Genomic DNA, 21,655 nt, shown 5'->3' on the forward strand with positions numbered 1-21,655 from the left:
GGAGTGACCCGGGTCACTGCGTACGTTGGCCGGAACCCCCCATGCGAGGAGTTCGACATGGTCAGCACATCGCCACCCCGCACCCGGATCGGCAAGATCGTCGGCGCCAGCCTGATCGGCACCACGATCGAGTGGTACGACTTCTTCCTCTACGGCTCCGCGGCCGCGCTCGTCTTCAACAAGCTGTTCTTCCCCACGCAGGACGCGCTCACCGGCACGCTGCTCTCGTTCCTCACCTACGCCGTGGGATTCGCCGCCCGCCCGCTCGGCGGCCTGGTCTTCGGGCACTACGGCGACCGGCTCGGCCGCAAGCGACTGCTCGTCATCAGCCTCCTGATGATGGGCGGCGCGACGTTCCTGATCGGTCTGCTCCCCACCTACGCCACGCTGGGCACCGGCGCCGCGGTTCTGCTGACCCTGCTCCGGCTGATCCAGGGCTTCGCCCTCGGCGGCGAATGGGGCGGCGCGGTGCTGCTCGTCTCCGAGCACGGTGAGCCCCGCAACCGCGGCTTCTGGGCCTCGTGGCCGCAGGCCGGCGCTCCGGGCGGCAACCTGATCGCCACCGGCGTGCTCGCGCTGCTCACAGCCGTCCAGCCCGAGGACGCCTTCCTCTCCTGGGGCTGGCGGATCCCGTTCCTGCTGTCCGGTGTGCTCGTGCTGATCGGCCTGTGGATCCGGCTCACCGTCACCGAGTCCCCCGTCTTCCAGGAGGCGCTCGCCAAGCAGGAGAAGACGCCGTCGATGCCCATCCTCGACGTGCTGCGCTACCACTGGCGTGACGTCCTCCTCGCGATCGGCGCCCGGCTCGTCGAGAACATCTCCTACTACGTCATCACCGCCTTCATCCTGGTGTACGCGGTGGAGGCGGCAGGCCTGTCCAAGCAGACCGCGCTCAACGCGGTGCTGATCGCCTCGGCGATCCACTTCGTCACGATCCCGCTGTGGGGCGCGCTCTCCGACAGGGTCGGCCGCCGGCCCGTGTACCTGTTCGGCGCCGCCGCGATGGGCCTGTGGGCGTTCGCCTTCTTCCCGCTGATCGACACGAAGTCGTTCTTCCTGGTCACACTCGCCGTGACCGTCGGCCTGATCTTCCACGGCGCGATGTACGGACCGCAGGCGGCGTTCTTCTCCGAGATGTTCGCGACCCGCATGCGTTACTCGGGTGTGTCGATCGGCTACCAGCTCGCCTCGATCGTGGCCGGCGCGCTCGCCCCGATCATCGCCGTCGCCCTCCTCGGCGCCTATGACTCCGGCCTTCCCGTCTCCATCTACGTGGCGGTCGCGGCCGTGCTCACCCTGCTCGCGGTCTACCTGTCCAAGGAGACCCGCGACCGCGATCTGACCGCGATCGAGGCGACCTCGACCCCTGGTCAGCCGTCCGTGATCCACGCCGTCAAGGAGGCCTGATGTCCCGCCGTGTCCAGGGGCTGCTCATCGCCGCGGTGGTCGCGGCCGCCGGGCTCACCGCCGCCCCCGCCTCCGCCTCCTCGTGCCGGTCGATCACCGTGCCGGGAGCCGAGCACCAGATCAGCGCCTGCCTCGACGACCTGACCACCAAGGGCACCCTGGTCTCGGGCCACACCGACGTGACCGACTGGTCCGGGCTCAACTCCGCCGGAGCCGTGAACCCGAGCGGCGTGCCGGGCACACAGATCGACGGCTACTTCCCCGACACCTCGACCGGGGACACCAACCACGGGTGGAACCACGACTCGCAGTTCGTCATCCGGCTCCCCGAGAACTGGAACGGCGGCCTGGTCGTCGCGGGGTCGCCGGGCAACAGGGAGACCTACGCCAACGACTTCACGATCTCCGACTGGGCGCTCGCCCAGGGCTACGCCTACGCGGCGACCGACAAGGGCAACGTGGGCACCACGTTCTACCTCGACGGCAAGCGCCCGGGCGACGCGGTCGCCGAGTGGAACGACCGGGTCAGCCAGCTCGCCGTCGCGGCCAAGAAGGTCGTCAAGAAGAGGTACGGCAAGGCGCCGAAGACCTCCATCGTCGCCGGCCAGTCCAACGGCGGCTACCTCGTGCGCTGGCAACTCGAGAACCGTCCCGACCTGTGGGACGGCGGCGTCGACTGGGAAGGCGTGTTGTGGAAGGCCGACGGGCCCAACCTGCTGACATTCCTGCCGCCGGCGCTGCGGGCCTACCCCGCGGGTGACACCGAGGGCATGCTCACCGCGGGCTTCGCGCCCGGCTCCGAGTTCCTGTGGCCCTTCCACTACCAGATCTACTGGGACCTCACCCAGCGGATCTTCCGCGAGGAGTTCGACCCGGACTTCGACGGCGCCACCCAGGCGGGCACGCCGTACTGCGCCACGGGCACGCCCGCCTGCGACACCGACTACGACTACGCGTCCAGGCCCAGGAGCGTGCACAAGGCCGTGGAGAGGGTCTCCCTCACCGGAAAGATCAAGCGCCCGCTGATCACCGTGCACGGCACTCTGGACACCTTGCTCCCCATCAGCCAGGATTCGGACGTCTACGCCAAGATGATCGCCGACCACCACCGTGACGGTCTGTTCCGGTACTACCGGATCGAGGACGGCAACCACGTCGACGGTCTGTACCCCGCCTACCCCGACAAGCTCCGCCCGCTGCTGCCGTGCTTCCGCAGCGCCTTCACCGCTCTCGAGCGGTGGATCGGCACCGGCGCGCCGCCCCCCGCCAGTCGTACCGTTCCCCGCCCGACCTCGGGCGACCTGGAAAACACCTGCTCTCTCGGAGCCACGCAATGAGTTCATCGATCTCGTCCGAGCGCGTCACCACGCCGCGCCTGACCCTCAACGTCGTCTCGGTGCCGGAGGCGACGGGCGACCCCGTCGTGTTCGTCCACGGCAACGTCTCGTCGAGCACGTTCTGGCACTCCACCATGACGGCGATCGCCGGGCGGTTCCGGCCGCTCGCCCTCGACCTGCGCGGGTTCGGCGAGTCCGACCCTGAGCCGGTGGACGCGTCCCGCGGCGTGCGGGACTACTCCGACGACGTGCTTTCGTTCCTCGACACGATCGGGCCGGCGCATCTCGTCGGCTGGAGCCTGGGCGGGGCCGTCGTCATGCAGGCGCTCCGCGACCGGCCTGAGGCCGTCAGGAGCCTCACGCTGGTCAATCCCTGCTCACCGTACGGCTTCGGCGGGACGCAGGGTCCCGACGGGACGCTCAGCCACCCCGACGGCGCCGGAGCGGGCGGCGGGGCCGCCAACCCGGACTTCGTCGCAGCGATCAAGGCCCGTGACCTCACGGCGGACTCGCCCGTCTCCCCTCGCGCCGTGCTCCGGGCGGCCTACGTGGCCCCCGGCACGGACCTGGGCGAGGAGGAGGACGCGTTCGTGGAGTCGATGTTGTCCACCCGCATCGGCGACGACCACTATCCGGGCGACTCGGCCGCGACCGACGCGTGGCCGGGCATCGCGCCGGGCAAGCGGGGCGTGCTCAACACCCTCGCCCCGACCAACTTCCGCATCGACGACCTGCACACGATCGATCCCAAGCCGCCGATCCTGTGGATCAGAGGCGCGCAGGACGTGATCGTCTCCGACACGTCGCTGTTCGACCTCGCGCACCTGGGCGCGATCGGCGCGGTCCCCGGCTGGGACGGCACCCCGGCCCAGCCGATGATCACCCAGACGCGGGCGGCCCTGGACCTGTACGGCGCCTACCGGGAGGTGGTCATCGAGGGCGGCGGCCACGGCCCCCAGATCGACAGTCCCACCGAGTTCCGTGAGGCCCTCCTCGCTCACCTGCTCGAACGGTAACGAAGGATCCGCCGCGCGATCCTCCTGAGAAGCGACGGCGCGGGCCGCATTCCGGCGGGCAGGACACTCACCTGCCCGCCGCGGCCCACCGTCAGGCCGAACAGCAGGTCGACGTCCTTCTCGTCCATCCGCAGGCTCGGCCGCCAGGATCCCGGCCCGATGCTGTCGTACCCGCCGATCCGGCTCACCGGCACCTTCGCGATGAGCTGCCCGGCCAGGCGCCCGGGGATCCCCGGCTCGACGAGCGCGGGCACCGCCATGCTCCGGCCGCGCCCGTCCCGCTCGCGCAGCACCAGTTCCGCCGGCGGTCCCCCACTGGGCGGCACGTACGGCACGGGCACGACGACGAAGACGTGGCCCTCCTGGTGGGCGACCGACGCCCTCGACGACACGAGCGCGATCGATTCGGGGAACGACTTCGGCTCCACGCAGACGCTGAGCTCGGCGCGCTCGGACCAGCACGGCACGACCAGCCGGCGGGGATCCTCCGCGAGCACCCCCGCGCAGTTCATCGGCGCGTCGGGCCGGGCGACGCGGGTGCGGCCGGGGTGCACGCCGCGCATCCGCACGTGGACCTCCCACACGCCCGGGCGCAGCGGCCTGCCGAGCGCGGCCGATCCCACGTCCAGCCGGGCCTCGCCGCTCGCCCAGACGCGCACCTGGTCCCCCACGGTGGCCCTGCCGACCGTGCTGGTCACCGGGAGGAAGTACATGACGCCGGTCTCGGCGTCGCGGATGTAGACCTCCATGCGGGCCTTGTCCGCCGCCTGGGTGACGTCGGCCGCCTCCTGGTCGAGCACCCCGTGCATCGGCACCATGGGCGTCCAGAACAGCCGCCCTCCCTCCGACCGGAACCGCAACGGGCTCCCGTCCGCGCGCACGATCTCGACGCCGAGGTCGAGGGCCAGCACGCTCTGCTCCCAGCGCACGTCGCGCAACTCGGCACGCAGCCTCGTGCCCTGGAACGCCGCGGCGAGGTCGATGAGCGTCCGCAGTCTGCCGTGGCGGAGCAGCGCCACCCGAGCCCTCAGATGGACGGGGAGGTAGGTGTCCAGGGCCGGAGGGAAACGCTCGACGGTGAGGCGGTACAGCAGGGAGAACAGGATCGTGCGCTCGTCGTCGGGGGTCGCCAGGAAACGGCTCCCGCCGAGGCGGCGCAGCCCCAGCACCCGGTACCAGTGGGCGTAGATGCGGTCACGCTGCCGTCCCGGCTCGGTGTGGGCGTCGACGACATCGAGGACCGCGTGCAGGCCGTCGAACAGCGCCTCAGGATCCGGCGACTCGTCTTCGATCGGCCCGAGATGGCAGCAGATCTCCTCGGACAGGATCGCGACCACCTTCGCCGCCAGGTACGCCCTGGTCACGAATGACGGCTCGGACAGGGGGCGGTCGGGGAAGCGCAACTGGTGGGACTCGACGAACTCGCGGCTGAACAGCTTGTGCGCCGTCGGCAACGCCAGCAGGTGGTCGCGCAGGACGTCGGCACGTGGCTGGTCCCGGGTGAACGCCGACAGCGGCGGACCGCCGTCCACCACCCTGCCGACCAGCACGTCCGCGTCGGTCTCCACCGCCATGCCGTACATGTGCTCCAGCGCGGCGGGCTCCAGCCGGTCGTGCTGGTTCATCAGGTAGACGTAGTCGCCGCAGGCGACCGAAAGTCCCACGTTGCGCGCGCGGGCGACAGAGCCGTTGTGGTCCAGATGCAGCACGCGAACGTTGGGCCGGTTCGCGGCGATCGCGTCGAGCCGCTTGCGCGCGCCGTCCGTCGACCCGTCGTCCGCGAAGATCACTTCGTACTCTTCCGGCGGGAGCGACTGCTCGAGGAGCGAACGCACGCACGCGCCGAAGGCGTCATCCGCCAGCCCGGGGTTGAACACGGGCACAACCACGCTGACCTTCACACCCATGAGGCCAAGGGTGCAGTGCAGACCGGCGGTATCCCCTCAGGCTTGCCGAAAGGTCGACCAAATCTGACCAGAGAATGGACGCCTCACCGGTGTGAACCGACCGGGCGTAATCCTGTTGGCGACGCGCACCGATCCGGGACGCTCCCGCTAGCCGCGGGCTGGGCGGATAGGGCCTAGTACCAGCCGGTCGACTGGGAGTGCGCCCATGCTCCGCAGGGCGACTTGTAACGGCCGGCGATATACCCGAGCCCCCACTTGATCTGCGTGGCGGGGTTGGTCTGCCAGTCGGATCCCGCGCTGGCCATCTTGCTGCCCGGCAGGGACTGGGGGATGCCGTACGCGCCGCTGTAGCGGTTCATCGCCCGCTGGTTCCAGTGGCTCTCGCGGTCCCACAGCTTCTCCAGGCAACCCCACTCGCTGCTCCAGCCGCGGGCGTCGGCCATCTGCTTGCCGAGCGCCTTGTTGCTGCCGGGGTCCGGTGTGGAGCCGGGCGGGAAGTTCGCCGGCGAGAAGCCGCCGCCGCCGGGGGCCTTGGGGACGATCTTCACGGGGTCGAGGTCGGCCTTGCGGTTGTCCGTGACCTCTTTCAGCTTGGCCTGCTTGAGCGCCTGGACGGCATGCGCCTTGAGCGCGTCGTTCTCCGGGTTGGGCGCGTAGGGATCGCTGTTGGCGATGTCCTGGAGGGTGAGCACGTTCCTCGGCGCCTTCGCGTTCTCCATGGCCGTGCGCACCACGTAGGCCGTGCCGCCGGCGAGGACCGCGATCGTGACGCCGATGATGGCGACCCGCTTCGGGGTGACCCAGCCGGGCTTCGACTGGGCATCGGGGCGCTTCGAACGAGAGCGCGACGCGGGCGGACGATCCCTCAGCTGCTGACCAGAGCTCACGGCACCTGAGCTTGCCCTGTCTTGGGGGGTGTTGCGCAACCGAATCGTGAAACACAGTTGGGGTTCTCTTGACCTAACCGGCCCGCTACATGGACTTTCCATAGAAATGTGATTTTGGTCACATCACCCGTAAATCCCGTCACAGCGCACCCGACAGGAAGCCCTTTCCAGCTTGCCCTCGTTTCGTCGGGATCATGTGCACCCGATGTCACAGTTTCATGTCGAAGATGGGAGAACGTCCCGACCGAACCATAATGACCGCGTGGCAGGCATCCTCCTCGTCGAAGACGACCCCTCCGTCCGCACCGGGCTCGAACTGGCGCTCACCCGCCAGGGCCACTCGGTGACGACGTTCGCGACGGGCGAGGAGGCGCTCGACCATGTGCGGGCGCGCAGGCCCGAGATCGTCATCCTCGACGTGATGCTCCCCGGCATAGACGGGGTGGAGGTCTGCCGGCGCATCCGCAAGCTCGACTCGCTGCCGATCATCCTGCTGACCGCGCGGGGCGACGATCTCGACGTGGTCGTGGGGCTGGAGGCGGGCGCCGATGACTACGTGGTCAAACCCGTCGAGCCGCGGGTTCTCGACGCCCGCATCCGGGCGATCCTCCGACGGCTCGAGTCCGCGTCCGCCGACCGCGTCAGCTTCGGCGACCTGATGATCGACCGGGGCGCGCTCAAGATCAGCCTGAACGGTCGCGAGATCCATCTCACCCCGACCGAGCTGCGCCTCCTGCTCGAACTCGTCCGCCATCCGGGTCAGGTGCTCAACCGCCGCTACCTGCTGCGCGCCGTGTGGGACCACACCCACGTCGCGGACTCGCGGCTGGTCGACGCGTGCGTGCAGCGGATCCGGGCCAAGATCGAGCCGGTGCCCGCCGACCCGGTCTTCATCCACACGGTCCGCGGGTTCGGGTACCGCTTCAGCCCGCCATGACCTGGGTGCCCACCGGGCTCCGGGCCCGGTTGGTGATCACCTTCCTCCTGGTGGCGGTGACGGCGTCCGCAATGGTCGCGGGTCTCGGCTACCAACTCGTCCGGAGGGAGCTGCTGGACCGTGCCGAGCGGGCCGCCGTCGCCGACGTCCGCGACACGCTCTCCACGATCACCCTGCCCGTCGGCGCCAGCGACGTCGTGTGGCCGAGTGACTCCACCGTCACCGACGACGACCTGGCCGGCCTGGTCAACGCGCTCAGCGGTCCCGGCCGCTCGGTGATCATGACCTATGGAGACCTCCAGCACACCAGCCCGGGCGGTCACTTCACCATGAGCGACGTCCCCGACCAGCTCCGCTGGCAGGCCGGCAGGCGGCTGGTCTACCAGCGCCTCCGTATCGGGAACCAGCCGTGGCTGCTCGTGGCCACCCAGATCCAGCGGGTCAACCAGAGCGGCGCCAAGCGTGCCACGGGGCTCACCGCGTACGTCTTCGTCTCCCTGGCCGAGGAGGAGGGCGTCCTGTTCCGCCTCCGCACCGCCCTGGCGCAGGCGGGAGGCATCACGCTGACGATCGCGCTGACCGTCGCCCTGGTGTCGGCGCGCCGGGTGCTGCTGCCCGTACGGAGACTCGGCGTGGCCGCCCGGGCGCTGGGGTCCGGCGACCTGCACGTCAGACTCCCCGTCCGGGGCAGGGACGAGCTGGCGGAGCTCACCGCCACCTTCAACGAGACGGCCGCGGCCCTGGAGCACACGGTCTCGGAACTGCGCACGCTGGAGTCGCTGTCGCGCCGCTTCGTCGCTGACGTCTCCCACGAGCTGCGCACCCCGCTGACCGCCATGACGGCGGTGACCGACATGCTGACCGAGGACGCCGCAGGACTGCCCGACGACGCGGGCGAGGCGATGCTCATCGTGGTGCGCGAGATCGACAGGCTCCGCGTGCTGGTGGAGCACCTGATCGAGGTCAGCCGTTTCGACTCCGGCGCGGCCGTGCTGCGGAGGGAGAGCGTCGACGTGGGCGACTGCCTGGCCGACTCCCTGGAGATGCGCGGATGGGCCGACCAGGTGAAACTCACCATGCCCGTCGGGTTGACGTTCTCCCTGGACCCGCGGCGGTTCGACGTGATCGTGGCCAACCTCGTGGGCAACGCGCTCCAGCACGGCTCACCGCCCGTGCTGGTACGCGCCCGCGTGGACAGGCAAGGACTGGAGGTGACCGTGCGCGACCACGGAACAGGCATCCCCGAACAGGCGCTGCCCCACGTCTTCGACAGGTTCTTCAAGGCCGGATCCGACCGGGCGAGAAGCGTCGGCAGCGGTCTCGGGCTCGCGATCGCCAAGGCCAACGCGGAGTTGCACAACGGCGCCATCACCGTGGAGAGGCGCGAGCCCGGCACCCTCTTCCGGCTCAGGATCCCCCGATCATGAGAGGCGCCCGGGCGTTCCTGGTCATACTGACGGCCGCCGTGGCCGCGGCGTGCGGCGTGCCGCCCACAGGCGTCGTCGACACCGGCCCCGCCCCCATCGCGCGCGGGGCGTCGAGTCTCACCAGGATCTATCTCGTCCGCGACGGGCGGCTCCAGCTGACGAACGTCGCCGTGGGCTCCGCCCACGTCAACGACCTGATGGCCACCCTGTTCAAGGCGACCGCCAAGCCCACCGACAGGCTGACCACGGCGCTGGACGGGCTCCACCTCGCCGAGGTGCAACTGGTCCGCTACGCACCCGACCCGAGCAGCCGCAACGACCCGGACAACACGGTGACCCTGCGCATGCGCGTGTTCGTCAGCGGCCTGAAGATATCCAGGATCGCCATGGCCCAGATCACCTGTACGGCACGGCTGCGCTCGGAGGTCTGGGCCGTGGAGATCGCGCACGGCACTCCCGGCGACACGGGACCCCTGAAGGTCCACACGTGCCGGGAGTACTGGGATCTGGCCCCCAAGAACGGCCATCTCCCCCCGTGACGTTCGTCCAGGTCAGACGGCGATGTTCTCCAGCATCTCGGTCACCAGCGCGGCGATGGGCGAACGCTCCGACCTGGTGAGCGTGATGTGCGCGAACAGCGGGTGGCCCTTGAGCTTCTCCACGACCGCCACGACGCCGTCGTGCCGGCCCACGCGCAGGTTGTCGCGCTGGGCGATGTCGTGGGTGAGCACCACACGGGAGTTGGCGCCGATCCGTGACAGCACGGTCAGCAGCACACCCCGCTCCAGCGACTGCGCCTCGTCCACGATGACGAACGCGTCGTGGAGTGAGCGGCCGCGGATGTGGGTCAGGGGCAGCACCTCGAGCATGCCGCGGTCGAGGACCTCCTCGATCACCTCGGGCGTCGTCACCGCGCCGAGGGTGTCGAAGACGGCCTGCGCCCACGGGCCCATCTTCTCGTTCTCCGAGCCGGGCAGGTAGCCGAGCTCCTGACCGCCCACGGCGTAGAGCGGGCGGAAGACGATGACCTTGCGGTGCTGGCGGCGCTCGAGCACCGCCTCCAGGCCCGCGCACAGGGCGAGGGCCGACTTGCCGGTGCCCGCGCGGCCGCCCAGTGAGACGATACCGACCTCGGGGTCCATCAGCAGGTCGAGGGCGATCCGCTGCTCGGCGGACCGGCCGTGCAGGCCGAAGACCTCCCGGTCGCCCCTGACCAGCCGTACGGACTTGTCCGGCAGGACTCGGCCGAGCGCGGAGCCGCGGCTCGACAGTAGTCGGAGACCGGTGTGGCAGGGCATCTCGCGGGCGTCCTCCAGGTCCGCGGTGCCGTTCTCGAAGAGGCCCTCGACCTCTTCGGTCGTGACCTGGAGCTCGGACATTCCGGTCCAGCCGGACTCGACCACCATCCCCGCGCGGTACTCCTCGGCGGCCAGGCCGATGGAGGCGGCCTTCACACGCATCGGGAGGTCCTTCGACACCAGAACCACGTCGCGGCCCTCGGCCGCGAGGTTCTGCGCGACCGTGAGGATGCGCGTGTCGTTGTCCCCGAGGCGGAAGCCCGCGGGGAGGACGGATGGATCACTATGGTTGAGCTCGACCCGGATGGTTCCGACGCCGATCGGCATCGGTTCATCCAGCCGCCCGTGCCGCACCCGGAGGTCGTCCAGGAACCGAAGGGCCTCACGGGCGAAGTACCCCAGCTCGGGGTGATGCCGCTTGGCCTCCAGCTCGGTGACGACAACGATCGGGAGGACGACCTCATGCTCGTCGAAGCGGCTCATCGCCGCCGGGTCAGCGAGCAGTACCGAGGTGTCCAGAACGTAGGTGCGGGATGCGGACGGGTTGTTCGAGGACACTGCCACGCGTTCTCCCCCGGGCACCGAAGAAGGCGCCCTGCCTTGACTGGTGGTGAACGGACCGGGCCCGTGACCTGCCGAAGCGGGTCGGGACTCCAGCCCGCCTCGCAAGGTCGTGACGCAAGGACGGGCCCTCTCCCCAGGTAAGAGCCATCGACCAGGTCGATGGCGACTTACCTACCACGGTACGTAATGAAGCCTCTCGACCCAATAGTTGGGCACTGTCCGAAAGAGGCAGTTCATGTACCGTTTGGAATGATCTCGGCGGCCTAGGAGCCGTACCGCCGGTTACGCGCGGCGTATGAGCGGAGTGCCCGCAGGAAGTCGACTCTGCGGAAGTCAGGCCAGTAGGCCTCGCAGAAGTAGAACTCGGAGTGGGCGCTCTGCCAGAGCAGGAATCCGGACAGCCGCTGCTCTCCCGAAGTCCGGATGACGAGGTCCGGATCGGGAAGACCGCGCGTGTAGAGATGCTCCGCGATGTGCTCGACATCGAGGACCTCGACGAGGTCTTCGATGCTCGCGCCCTTGCTTGCGTGCTCCTGGAGGAGGGAGCGCACCGCATCAGCGATCTCACGTCTTCCTCCATACCCAACCGCAACGTTCACAATCAGCCCGGGACGATGCGATGTGGTTTCTTTTGCATCTTTGAGGACACGGGCTGTGTGATCGGGCAGCAGGTCGAGCGACCCCATGGGCGACACGTGCCATCCCTGGTCCACGATGTCCTGCACCAGACCCTCGATGACCTGAAGCAACGGCCCGAGCTCAGCCTTGTCCCGGGAAAGGTTGTCGGTGGAGAGCAGCCACAGCGTCACGTATTCGACGCCGGCCTCACGGCACCACACCAGCAATTCCGAGATCTTGTCGGCGCCCTTCTGGTGGCCGTGGCTGACGTCGCGCAGCCCCATGGCCCTCGCCCAGCGGCGGTTGCCGTCGACGATGACACCCACATGCCGGGGGATCTGGTCCGAGGAGAGTTTCCGCTCAAGCATGACCTCGTACAGCTTGTACACGAGATCGCGCACACCCATGAAGTCCTCTTCCCTTGCGACCTGGGAGCCTCGGTCAGGCAATTATCGCGGGCCTCACGGAGTAGGCGCGCCATGCCCGTCCCCGGCGGCCGGAAGACGGCCCTGCGCGGTGAGCCAGTCGGCGAAGTCCCTCGCGTCGGCCTGCGAGCCTCCGCCGGGCTTGGGACGGCCCCCGGCGTAGGCGGCGAACGCCGCGGCGAAATCCGGCCCGAGCGACCTGACCAGATCGGGGCGCCGGCGGGCGACCAGGCCGCGCCGTTTGGCGACGAGGCTGTGCGCCTGGATCCTGACGCGCTCCTCGTCGAAACCCTCGGGCACGCCGCCTCCGGCCACCAAGGCCGCCAACAGTGCCCCCTGGGCGGCCCTGAGAGACTCGCGCGCCGCCTGGACGGACGGCTCCGCATCACGCCCAGGCCTCCCCTCGGCGTCGGGCTCCACATGACGCTCAGGCTTCCGCCCGGCATACGGCCCGGACCTCTGCTCAGCCACCTGCGGCCCGGGCCCCTGCTCGGTCACGTGCGGCCTGGACCTCTGCTCAGCCACGTGCGGCCCGGCCACGCGCCATGGCCGCCCGGATCCGGTCCAGTTCGGCCGCCATCGCCGTGTTGCTCGGGTAGTCGTCGTCCCACTCGAGCAGGACTCCCGGAGGCCGCACACGGCCGCACAGCTCCGCCAGGATGTCGAGCACCGCCTCCGGCGCGGCGGCGGTGTGGGTGTCGTGCCAGACGCCGCCGTGGAGGTGTCCTCCGGCCACGTGGACGTAGGCCAGCTCACCGAGAGGAAGCCCGTCGAGGGCGTCCCGGGCGTCCAGCCCGAGGTTCACCTGGTTGGTGTAGAGGTTCGCCACATCGACGAGCAGCTTCACCCCGGTGCGCTCGACCAATTCACCGAGGAACTCCGCTTCGGTGAGCTCGTCGTCCGGCCAGCCGAACAGCGCCGCCACGTTCTCCAGCGCGAGCGGAACGGGGAGGGCGGCCTGCGCGAGCCGTACGTTCTCGGCGATGACGGTCAGGGCCTCACGGGTGCGGGGAACCGGCAGCAGGTGGCCCGCCTCCAGGTCGCCCTCGCGGACGAACGCCAGGTGCTCGCTCACGAGCGGCGCCTCGAGCGCCTCCGCGCAGGCGGCCAGATGGGCGAGGCGCGCCGCGCCGGGCCTGTCCGCGCCGCCGATCCCGAGGGCCACGCCGTGCGGGATGACCGGGACGCCGCGTGCGCGCAGCAGGGCGAGCGACTTCGGGATCCGGGCCGGATCGACGTTCTCCGCGATCACTTCGACGAAGTCGACGTCCAGCCGTTCGACGGTCAGGTCGATCTCCGAGCGCCACCCGATGCCGACTCCCAGCTCGGCCCGGTCAGTTGCCGCCACCTCCGCAGCCCCCTCCTCCGCAACTCGATCCGCCGCCGCAGCCGCCGCCATCAGAACCCGAATGACCGCCACCTGAATGACCGCCGTCCGAATGACCACCACCCCAATGACCGCCGCCCGAGTCGTAACCGGAGTACCCCCAGTCCGAGGCGCCTCCTCCGCAGGACCCGGCCGCACAGCCGCCGGAGCCGTCTCGCCCCCGCACGCCGTGGTCCTGGTCGATTTCCACCGCTACGGTCTGATCAGGCATCTCAGCCAGCCCGTAGAGGGCCACGCCGCCCGCCACACCGGTGTAGACCGCACGGTCGGCCATGAGGGATGCCGGCTCGGCCTTTGTGCGCGCGTTCCGGGTCTGCGCGGCCTGGAGGGCATCACGCCCGCTCCTGGTGAGAAGGCTCGGCAGCGACCTCGCGTAACGGCGGTGGGCGCGCAGGCCGGACGCGGCGGTGACGCCTGCCACGAGCACCGCCCCGACGGCCAGCGGACTCCACGGGAGAAGGCCCGCGATCGGCACCACGAGGGATACGGCCGTGACCGCGAAGGCGAGGGCGACCAGGCGCCCCAACCTGGTGTTGGTCGCGTGCGGGCCGTTGAGCGCGCCGTCAGGGAGCAGGAGCCCCGTGGCGATCAGGCGCAGCTTGAGGTCGGTCATCGCCGGGGCATGGGCGACCTCGTGGCGGATCTCCGACGCCGAGCGCCCTCCCGGTACGGCTGCCAGGTCGAGGACGGCCCGCTCGACTTCGTCCGCGGGCGGAACGGTGCCGGCGACGACGGTGACGCGGCCTCCTCGCGCGACGCGGACGAGTTCCCGATCCACGAGCAGTGCGATCGCCGTGTTGATCACACGACGCGGGCCGCCGGCGAGATAGGCGAGCTCGTAGTGGGTGAGATCGTCCCGGCTGAAGCCGGAGACCGAACGGATCCTGTGGTGCTCCCGGGTGAAAGCCGACGCCGCGTTCCTCGCGAGAACCGCGACCACGACCGCGACCAGTGGAAGTACGAACTCCATGAACGCCCTCCTGGGGGGAAGGAGGGAGCGCGTGACCACCGCCCGTGTCACCCGTACGGCTTGCGCCCCGTCTACCCGTTAGACGCGCGGGTTTCCTCAGAAGTTTCGCATCCGGGGCGCAGGCCGTACAAGATCGGCGGCAGACGGAGACGCGCTTCCCAGCGGCGCCTCAGCCTCCGCATCCGCCGCACCCGCCCCCGCATCCGCCACAGCCGCCGCACCCCGCCGTGGCCTCTACCCCTCCCGCCGTGGGGCCGGTGGACGCCTGCTCCTTCTCGGGCTCGTGCCCTCGCCCGATCTCCTTCGCGATCCCCTGATCGGGCAGTTCGCCCAGGCCGTAGAGCGCCACGCCGATCGCCACGCCGGCGTGGGCGTGCCGTCTCGCCCTCCGCGCCGACGGCTCGCGCCCCGCGGACGAGGGCGCCGTACGTGCACGGGCGTCCTGGACGGCCCGCTGCCCTTCCGGGGTGCGCGTGTTCGCCATCAACCGCGAGTGGCGGCGGCGGACGCGGATGCAGAAAATGGCCGACAGGAGGTTCACCAGCACCGCCGCGACGGACGTCACGCTCCACGAGACGATGCCGATGGCCTGTATCAGGAGCAGAAGCGCGATGAGGGCGCTCTCGAACACGATGAACCCGCTCAGCACACCGGCGTCCAGCCGGCGCTTCTCCGCGGCCTCGTCGGAGATCAGCAGACCCTTGGCGACCAGGCGCGTCTCGAGGCCGGTCATCGCGGAGCCCCGCCAGAGTTCCCGGCGGAGCTGAGCCGACCTGACACCGCCGGGACGGGAGGCCGTCGCGAGCACGGCCTGCTCGACGGCGTCGTCCGAAGTGCGGGCCGACCCGGAGACGCGGTGGATGCGACCTCCCCGCGAGATCCGGATCAGCTCCCGGTTCATGAGCACGACGATCGCCGTGTCGACCACACGGTGGGGGCCTTCGACGAGATAGGCCAACTCGTAGGGATCGAGCTCACCCTGGCCGGAGGACCCGGCGCCGATGTCCTCGTGCCGACCGGCGTCGGCCGATATGGCCGACGCGACGAGCGCGATGAAGCCAGCGATCGCGACGGCGACGACGAGGAGTACGTACTCCATGGCACCTCCTGGGGGAGGAGGAGGCACGCGACGTCACGGCGGCTGTCGTACGGCTTGCGCCTCGTCTACTGATCAGACGCTCCGGGTTCCCCAGAATCGTCGCATCCGGGGCGCAAGCCGTACAGGATCAGCCGAGTCGCTTCACCAGGGCGTCGTACTCGGCCCACAACTGCTTCGGCATGTGGTCGCCGAAGGTCTCGAAGTGCGCCGGGATGAGCGACGCCTCCTCGCGCCAGACCTCGGGGTCGACGGTGAGAAGGAGACGCAGGTTCTCCTCGGAGATGTCCAGCCCCTCGGTGTCGAGGACTGCCGGAAGATTGCCGATCGGGGACGGCACGGCCTCCGCCTCACCGTTGAGCCGCTCGACGATCCACTTCAGCACGCGGCTGTTCTCACCGAAGCCCGGCCACACGAACCGGCCCTCGGCGTCCTTGCGGAACCAGTTGACGTAGTAGATGCGCGGCAGCTTCGCCGCGTCGGCAGCCTCGCCGACCCTGAGCCAGTGCGCGAAGTAGTCGCCCATGTTGTAGCCGCAGAACGGCAACATGGCGAAGGGGTCGCGGCGCAGTTCGCCGACCTTGCCCTCGGCGGCGGCGGTCTTCTCCGAGGCCACGTTGGCGCCGAGGAAGACCCCGTGCTGCCAGCTCAGCGACTCGGTGACGAGCGGGACGGCGGTGGCCCTGCGGCCGCCGAACAGGATCGCCGAGATCGGCACGCCGGCCGGGTCCTGCCACTCACGCGCGATCGTCGGGCACTGCCCGGCGGGAGTGGTGAAGCGCGCGTTCGGATGCGCGGCGGGCTCGCCCGAGTCCGGGGTCCATGAGCGGCCCTTCCAGTCGGTGAGGTGGGCGGGCGGCTCGTCGGTGAGGCCCTCCCACCAGACGTCGCCGTCGTCGGTGAGCGCGACGTTGGTGAAGATGCTGTTGCCCCAGAGGGTCTCGACCGCGTTGGCGTTCGTGCTCTCGCCCGTGCCGGGGGCGACGCCGAAGAACCCCGCCTCGGGGTTGATCGCGTACAGCCGCCCGTCGGGGCCGAAGCGCATCCAGGCGATGTCGTCCCCGATCGTCTCGACCTTCCAGCCGGGGATCGTCGGCCGGAGCATGGCGAGGTTGGTCTTGCCGCACGCCGACGGGAACGCGGCGGCCACGTAGCGGGTCTCCCCCTCGGGCGGGGTGAGCTTGAGGATGAGCATGTGCTCGGCGAGCCAGCCCTCGTCCCTGGCCATCACGCTGGCGATGCGCAGCGCGTAGCACTTCTTGCCGAGCAGGGCGTTGCCGCCGTAGCCGGAGCCGTACGACCAGATCTCGCGGGTCTCGGGGAAGTGGCTGATGTACTTCGTCTGGCTGCACGGCCAGGGGACGTCCCGCTGCCCCGGCGCCAGCGGCGCGCCCACGGAGTGCACGGCCTTGACGTAGTCGCCGTGCCCGTCCCCACGCTGTCGCGCCTGTCGCGCTCCGTACTCCTGGTCGCGCTTGCTCAGACCCTCGTTGGCTCGTCCCTCGCTCTCTCGGGCCTGTCGCGCCGCTCCGCGGTCCTCGATGAGGCGCAGCGCCTCCTCACCCATCCGCGTCATGATCCGCATCGACACGACCACGTACGGCGAGTCGGTGATCTCAACGCCCAACTGCGAGATGTTCCCGCCCAGAGGGCCCATGCAGAACGGCACGACGTACATCGTCCGGCCGCGCATGCTGCCCTTGAAGAGGCCGGCGAACGTCCGCCGCATCTCGTCGGGCGCGATCCAGTTGTTGGTCGGCCCCGCGTCCTCGGCACGCTCCGAGCAGATGAACGTGCGGTCCTCGACCCGGGCTACGTCGCTGGGGTCGGAGGCGGCGTAGAAGCTGTTGATCCGCTGGGTGAGCCGGGTGAAGGTGCCCTGCTCGACGAGCAGGTTGGTGAGGCGGGTCCATTCGGCCTCGGAACCGTCGCACCATTCGATCCGGTCGGGCTGGGTCAACTCGGCGATCTCGGCGACCCATGCGGCGAGCTCCGCATGGGTGGTCGGATTCGATACCTCTACTGAAACTGACACGGGATGGCTCCTCTTGTCGCGGGGCCAAATCATCATCAACGACGAATAGCCGGCGAAGCCAATTGGCGTAGACCATCGAGTTTCCACGCCGTTAAATTCGCGATATTCGTCTTCTCCTCCGCCCGGCTCGCCGTTCTGCCTGGCAGAGGGGGTGATGCTGCATGGGGACACACCCATGCGGGCCACTTCCGAAGAAACGTCCCGTTCTCCTTACCCGCCTCCCGCGACTTACACATTGGTATAGGCCAATATGAATGGTCTAGGCCTATCGGCCAATTGGTTCAGTCCACCAGACCGGGGCCTTCCGAACGGACGCGGTCCACGTGCTGGAGGGCATCGCGCAGGTCAGCGAGCCATGTGTCGGTGTGCTTGCCGACGAGCCTGACGCACCAGGCCAGCGCGTCGCTTCGACTGCGCGCCACACCCGCGGCGACCAGGGTGTCGAGCACCTGCCGCTCGGCCTGCCTGAGCCGGGTCATGACCGGCACGGAGAGAGTGGTGAACATCACTGTCTCACCGTCGACCGTCACCCCCCAGGAGACCTTCCTGCGGAAGCGGTGCTCCGCCTCGCGGGCGATGTCCATCCGGCGTTCGCGGGTCTCCTCACGGAACCGCTCGACGTACCCCTCGGCCGCCGCGGCCCGTTCCACGTCGGGCAGGCCCTCCACCACGGTGAGCGGCGGGAGGGTGCCGATGACCGTGATCTCCTCGCGGTCCAGCACGATTCTGGGCCGTTCGGAGAACCATTCGTCGGGGAGGCGCCCCGCGAACCAGCCCCTCAATTGTTCTTCTGCATCCATGTAATGAAGATTACAACTCCCCCCTTCAGGAACCAAGCGTTGACAGCAACTATCTTTTGATAGCTACTATCAAATTATGGCTACTCTCACTTCTCGCTGGTGGGCGCTCGGCGCGCTCGTGCTCAGCGTGCTGGTCATCGGACTCGACGCGACCGTCCTCAATGTGGCCCTCCCCACGCTCGCCGCCGATCTCGGCGCGAGCACCGGCGACCTGCAATGGATCGTCGACGCGTACATGGTGCCGTTCGCGGCCCTGATGCTCCCCGCGGGCGCGTTCGGCGACCGGTTCGGCCGAAAGCGCCTGCTCCTGGGTGGCCTCGCCGCCTTCGGCGTCGCCTCGGTGATCGCGACGACGGCCGACGGCACGGGCGCCCTGATCGCCTCGCGTGCGCTCATGGGGGCGGGCGCCGCAGTGATCATGCCGCTGTCCACGTCGATGCTGCCGGTGCTCTTTCCCCCGGCGGAGCGCGGCCGGGCCATCGCGGCCTTCACCGCGGCGATGGCCCTCGGCCTGCCTCTCGGGCCGATCGTGGGCGGCTACCTGCTCGATCACTTCTGGTGGGGCTCGATCTTCCTGATCAACATCCCCATCGTGATCGTCGCCTTCGTGGCGGCGGCCGTGCTGGTCCCCGAGTCGCGCGATCCCTCGGCCCCCCGGCTGGACGTCTGGGGAAGCCTGCTGTCCGTGTCCGGTCTGGGCGCGCTCGTGTACGGAATCATCCAGGCGCCCGCGGACGGCTGGGGCGACGCCGGGGTGGTGACCGCGCTCGCGGCGGGGGTCGTCCTTCTCGGGACCTTCGTCCTGGTGGAGACCCGCACGCGTCAGCCCATGATCGACCTCGGGCTGTTCCGCAACCGCGTGTTCATCTGGGGCGCGATCGGTGCGACCTTCATCAGCCTCGGCATGACGGGCGTCCTGTTCGTCGTCCCGCAGGATCTGCAGGCCGTGCTCGGGCACGACGCCTTCGGCACCGGACTCCGCGTGCTTCCCATGGTCGCCGGGCTCATGGCCGGCGGCCTGGCCGGTGAGCGGCTGATGCGGAGGTTCGGACTCCGGGCGATGATGGCCGCCGGCCTGATGGTGCTGACCGCGGGCTTCGGTCTGGGCGCGATGACCGAGGTGACGACGGGCTACGGCTACATCGCCTTCTGGCTGTCCGTCGTCGGCGTGGGCGTGGGGCTCGCCATGGTCCCCGCCATGGACGGCGTGCTGGCCACGCTGCCCGAGGAGCGCTCAGGCTCCGGATCGGCGACGTTGCAGACCATGCGCCAGGTCGGCGGCACACTGGGCGTGGCCGTGCTCGGGAGCCTGCTGTCGGCGGCCTACGTGGGCGGCCTCCCGGCCGGAGCCCCCGAGGCGGCGAAGGACTCGATCACCGGCGCCCTGGCCGTCGGCGACGGCGTCCTCCTGCGGGCCGCCAGGGAGGCGTTCGTCGGCGGGATGGACCAGGTCCTGCTCGCCTGCGGGCTGACGGCGCTGGTGGCCGCGGTCCTCATGGCGATCTTCCTGCCGCGCCGTAATCCGAAGGCCGGTGAGACGGCAGAATCGGAGCATGAGCTCACCGTCGCGCGTTGATCGGAACCCGGACTCTTCGGAAAGCGTGGCCACGAGCCTTCGTGAGCGGAAGAAGGCCAAGACCCGGCGGACGATCCAGGAGCAGGCTCTGCGGCTGTTCGCCGAGCGCGGTTACGAGGCCACGACGGTCGAGCAGATCGCGGAGGCGGCCGAGATCTCCCCGAGCACGTTCTTCCGTTACTTCCCCACCAAGGAGGACGTGGTCATCCAGGACGACTACGACCCCCTGCTCATCGCCGCGATCGTCCGGCAGCCGGCGGACCTGTCTCCGCTGCCGGCGGTCCGGGCCGCGTTCCGGACGGCCCTCGACGAGCTCTCGCCGGAGGAGCTGGAGCAGACCCTCTTCCGGCTCAAGCTGTCCCTCAGCGTTCCCGCGGTGCGCGTGCGGACGGCGGAAGGCCTGTTCTCCACCATCGACGGCCTCGCGCAGGCCGTCGCCGAGCGGTCCGGCGCCGATCAGGACAGCCCCGCCGTACGGACCTTCGTGGGGGCCGTCATGGGGGCGATGTTGCCCGCGATCTTCTCCTGGGTCGAGCAGGAGGGCGCCACATCGCTGCCAGACCTCATCGACGAGTCCCTCGGCTATCTCGAGGCGGGGCTCCCGATCTGAGCCGTCAGCGCACGCCCCTGGCGACCGCCGGGCTCACCCGGACGACGCCCGCCAGGTTCTTCGTGTAGACCGCCTGGAACTTGACGACGTCACCCGTGTGCGGCGCCACCAGCATCTTGCCGTCGCCCCAGTAGATCGCCACGTGCGAGATGTAACCGGGGTTCGTGGGGTCGTTGCGCCAGAAGATCAGGTCGCCCGGCCGCGCCTGCGAGAGCGGGATCCGCGGCCCGGTCGCCCACTGCTGGGCCGCGACCCTCGGCATACTGACGCCCGCCTGGCCGAAGGCCCACTGCACGAGCCCCGAGCAGTCGAAGCTGTCCGGCCCCTCCGCGCCCCACACGTACGGCCGGCCCAGCTTGGCCTGCGCCGCCTGCAAAGCGACCTGGATCTGATCCGTGGACATGAACGCCGTCGTCGGCCACGCCGTACGGCCACGCCGCTCGACGACCACCGGGTTGATGGTCGCCACCTGGCTGCCCTTGGGCAGGAGCTTCAACAGCTTGGCCCGCAGCGCCCGTGAGTCGGCCTTCGGCGCACTGACGACGAGGGCGTTCCCGGTGGGGATGCCCAGCGACCTGGCGGTCTGCCGGGACACGACGGCCGAGATCGATCCCATCCCCACGGTGGCGTAGGCCCCGACCCGTAACTGGCGGCCGCCTCCGTCTACCGTGGAGCCGAGCTTGAGGCCGCCGTCCTGACCGAGGTCGAACGAGACGGCCATGTCACCGGCGGCGATGTTGGCCCAGAGCGCGTCCGACTCGGCGGTCGACTTCGGCGCGTACGGCCGGAACGTCGAGGGGTCGACGCCCATGGTCTGGACCCGCTTGCCGTCCATCCGCACCTCGGCGGCGTCGACGACCTCGGTGCCGGTCACGCCCTTCTGGTCACGCACCTCCGCCACGTCCTCCGGCGGAAGGGGCTGGTCGGCCACCACGAGCAGGTGTGCTCGGATCGGCTTCTTGAGCGGAGCCACCACCGGCGCCGGGGTCGCTGTGGGCCCCGCTGAGGCGGCGACGAACCCGCCCGGATCCCGAACGGGCTGCGTCTGCTGCCGGAAGGCCGCCTTGTCGGGCTCCCTGCCGGTCAGTTCGGCCAGGACCACGACGTCCAGGATCAGCACGGAGGCCAGCAGCGCGGCGATGAACGGCACCGTCCTGCGCAGGTTCTGGATCCGGCGACGAGGGTCCCGCCGGGGCATCCGGGGACGGAAGGCGAGGTCCTGACGGACCTCGGAAACGACCTTGGTGAGCCGCGCTCGACCATCGAGCACGATCTCACCCCTTTCGGCATTAAAGGCCCGGTCCATCCCCGAGCCTGCCGTACAGCCGGGAATCTCGCAATCCTTTACCGCGAGACTC

General features: G+C 69.8%; 19 protein-coding genes. 8 read left to right on the plus strand and 11 right to left on the minus strand.

The window, feature by feature from the left end; genetic code table 11:
* The first annotated feature begins 57 nt into the window (after positions 1-57).
* From Pmi06nite_RS15880 to Pmi06nite_RS15890, 3 genes are read left to right on the plus strand one after another with little or no spacing between them, the layout of a single operon-like run.
* The gene (locus Pmi06nite_RS15880; protein ID WP_203953752.1) at positions 58-1,407 is read left to right on the plus strand and encodes an MFS transporter; all 1,350 of its coding nucleotides are present in this window, start codon (positions 58-60) and stop codon (positions 1,405-1,407) included.
* Positions 1,407-2,744, plus strand: a complete 1,338-nt coding sequence (locus Pmi06nite_RS15885; RefSeq protein ID WP_203953753.1) for a 3-hydroxybutyrate oligomer hydrolase family protein — start codon at positions 1,407-1,409, stop codon at positions 2,742-2,744. The genes Pmi06nite_RS15880 and Pmi06nite_RS15885 overlap by 1 nt, the downstream gene beginning before the upstream one ends.
* Complete coding sequence (locus Pmi06nite_RS15890) at positions 2,741-3,760, plus strand: alpha/beta fold hydrolase (RefSeq protein ID WP_203953754.1); 1,020 nt, start codon at positions 2,741-2,743, stop codon at positions 3,758-3,760. The genes Pmi06nite_RS15885 and Pmi06nite_RS15890 overlap by 4 nt, the downstream gene beginning before the upstream one ends.
* Here Pmi06nite_RS15890 and Pmi06nite_RS15895 read toward each other — a convergent pair.
* Together Pmi06nite_RS15895 and Pmi06nite_RS15900 are read right to left on the minus strand one after the other, a co-directional pair.
* Positions 3,742-5,667: a glycosyltransferase family 2 protein gene (locus Pmi06nite_RS15895; RefSeq protein WP_203953755.1), complete on the minus strand. Its 1,926-nt coding sequence runs from the start codon at positions 5,665-5,667 to the stop codon at positions 3,742-3,744. The genes Pmi06nite_RS15890 and Pmi06nite_RS15895 overlap by 19 nt on opposite strands.
* Before the next feature lie 173 nt (positions 5,668-5,840).
* Positions 5,841-6,554 (minus strand): aggregation-promoting factor C-terminal-like domain-containing protein, encoded by a 714-nt coding sequence (locus tag Pmi06nite_RS15900; RefSeq protein WP_239113940.1) that lies wholly within the window; start codon positions 6,552-6,554, stop codon positions 5,841-5,843.
* 262 nt (positions 6,555-6,816) lie between these two features.
* Here Pmi06nite_RS15900 and Pmi06nite_RS15905 point away from each other — a divergent pair, with 262 nt between their 5' ends.
* From Pmi06nite_RS15905 to Pmi06nite_RS15915, 3 genes are read left to right on the plus strand one after another with little or no spacing between them, the layout of a single operon-like run.
* The gene (locus tag Pmi06nite_RS15905) at positions 6,817-7,491 is read left to right on the plus strand and encodes a response regulator (RefSeq protein ID WP_203953756.1); all 675 of its coding nucleotides are present in this window, start codon (positions 6,817-6,819) and stop codon (positions 7,489-7,491) included.
* Complete coding sequence (locus tag Pmi06nite_RS15910; protein WP_203953757.1) at positions 7,488-8,918, plus strand: ATP-binding protein; 1,431 nt, start codon at positions 7,488-7,490, stop codon at positions 8,916-8,918. The genes Pmi06nite_RS15905 and Pmi06nite_RS15910 overlap by 4 nt, the downstream gene beginning before the upstream one ends.
* The gene (locus tag Pmi06nite_RS15915; protein ID WP_203953758.1) at positions 8,915-9,457 is read left to right on the plus strand and encodes a hypothetical protein; all 543 of its coding nucleotides are present in this window, start codon (positions 8,915-8,917) and stop codon (positions 9,455-9,457) included. The genes Pmi06nite_RS15910 and Pmi06nite_RS15915 overlap by 4 nt, the downstream gene beginning before the upstream one ends.
* A 12-nt stretch (positions 9,458-9,469) precedes the next feature.
* On the opposite strand, the gene phoH2 is transcribed toward Pmi06nite_RS15915, so the two are convergent.
* The 8 genes from phoH2 to abmR form a co-directional block, all read right to left on the minus strand.
* Entirely contained in the window at positions 9,470-10,780 is a 1,311-nt protein-coding gene (gene phoH2 / locus Pmi06nite_RS15920) for an RNA 5'-3' helicase PhoH2 (protein ID WP_275409571.1), read from the minus strand.
* Positions 10,781-11,043: 263 nt separating this feature from the next.
* A complete protein-coding gene (locus Pmi06nite_RS15925) occupies positions 11,044-11,805 on the minus strand; it encodes an isoprenyl transferase (RefSeq protein ID WP_203953759.1) in 762 nt (253 codons plus the stop codon).
* 54 nt (positions 11,806-11,859) lie between these two features.
* Positions 11,860-12,321, minus strand: coding sequence for an SCO6045 C-terminal-like domain-containing protein (locus Pmi06nite_RS15930; RefSeq protein WP_203953760.1), 462 nt, complete (start codon positions 12,319-12,321; stop codon positions 11,860-11,862).
* 19 nt (positions 12,322-12,340) lie between these two features.
* The gene (locus Pmi06nite_RS15935; RefSeq protein ID WP_239113941.1) at positions 12,341-13,171 is read right to left on the minus strand and encodes an MbnB/TglH/ChrH family RiPP precursor modification enzyme; all 831 of its coding nucleotides are present in this window, start codon (positions 13,169-13,171) and stop codon (positions 12,341-12,343) included.
* On the minus strand, positions 13,158-14,180 hold the full coding sequence (locus tag Pmi06nite_RS15940) for a TIGR04222 domain-containing membrane protein (RefSeq protein ID WP_203953762.1): 1,023 nt from the start codon (positions 14,178-14,180) through the stop codon (positions 13,158-13,160). Before Pmi06nite_RS15940 ends, Pmi06nite_RS15935 begins: the two co-directional genes overlap by 14 nt.
* A 169-nt stretch (positions 14,181-14,349) precedes the next feature.
* Positions 14,350-15,279 carry a TIGR04222 domain-containing membrane protein gene (locus Pmi06nite_RS15945; protein WP_203953763.1) on the minus strand — a complete coding sequence of 310 codons (930 nt, stop codon included), beginning with the start codon at positions 15,277-15,279 and terminating at the stop codon, positions 14,350-14,352.
* Positions 15,280-15,406: 127 nt separating this feature from the next.
* On the minus strand, positions 15,407-17,311 hold the full coding sequence (locus tag Pmi06nite_RS15950; RefSeq protein WP_203953764.1) for a phosphoenolpyruvate carboxykinase (GTP): 1,905 nt from the start codon (positions 17,309-17,311) through the stop codon (positions 15,407-15,409).
* A 281-nt stretch (positions 17,312-17,592) separates the two neighbouring features.
* Positions 17,593-18,111 (minus strand): ATP-binding transcription factor AbmR, encoded by a 519-nt coding sequence (gene abmR / locus Pmi06nite_RS15955; RefSeq protein WP_203953765.1) that lies wholly within the window; start codon positions 18,109-18,111, stop codon positions 17,593-17,595.
* A 76-nt stretch (positions 18,112-18,187) separates the two neighbouring features.
* Between abmR and Pmi06nite_RS15960 the strand changes: the two genes are divergently transcribed.
* Complete coding sequence (locus Pmi06nite_RS15960; protein WP_203953766.1) at positions 18,188-19,687, plus strand: DHA2 family efflux MFS transporter permease subunit; 1,500 nt, start codon at positions 18,188-18,190, stop codon at positions 19,685-19,687.
* 25 nt (positions 19,688-19,712) lie between these two features.
* Positions 19,713-20,297: an acyl-CoA-like ligand-binding transcription factor gene (locus Pmi06nite_RS15965; RefSeq protein ID WP_239113942.1), complete on the plus strand. Its 585-nt coding sequence runs from the start codon at positions 19,713-19,715 to the stop codon at positions 20,295-20,297.
* 4 nt (positions 20,298-20,301) lie between these two features.
* On the opposite strand, the gene Pmi06nite_RS15970 is transcribed toward Pmi06nite_RS15965, so the two are convergent.
* Positions 20,302-21,567, minus strand: a complete 1,266-nt coding sequence (locus Pmi06nite_RS15970; RefSeq protein ID WP_239113943.1) for a C40 family peptidase — start codon at positions 21,565-21,567, stop codon at positions 20,302-20,304.
* Positions 21,568-21,655 lie beyond the last annotated feature (88 nt).

Origin of the sequence: Planotetraspora mira (assembly GCF_016863275.1) — a bacterium.
GTDB lineage: Bacteria > Actinomycetota > Actinomycetes > Streptosporangiales > Streptosporangiaceae > Planotetraspora > Planotetraspora mira.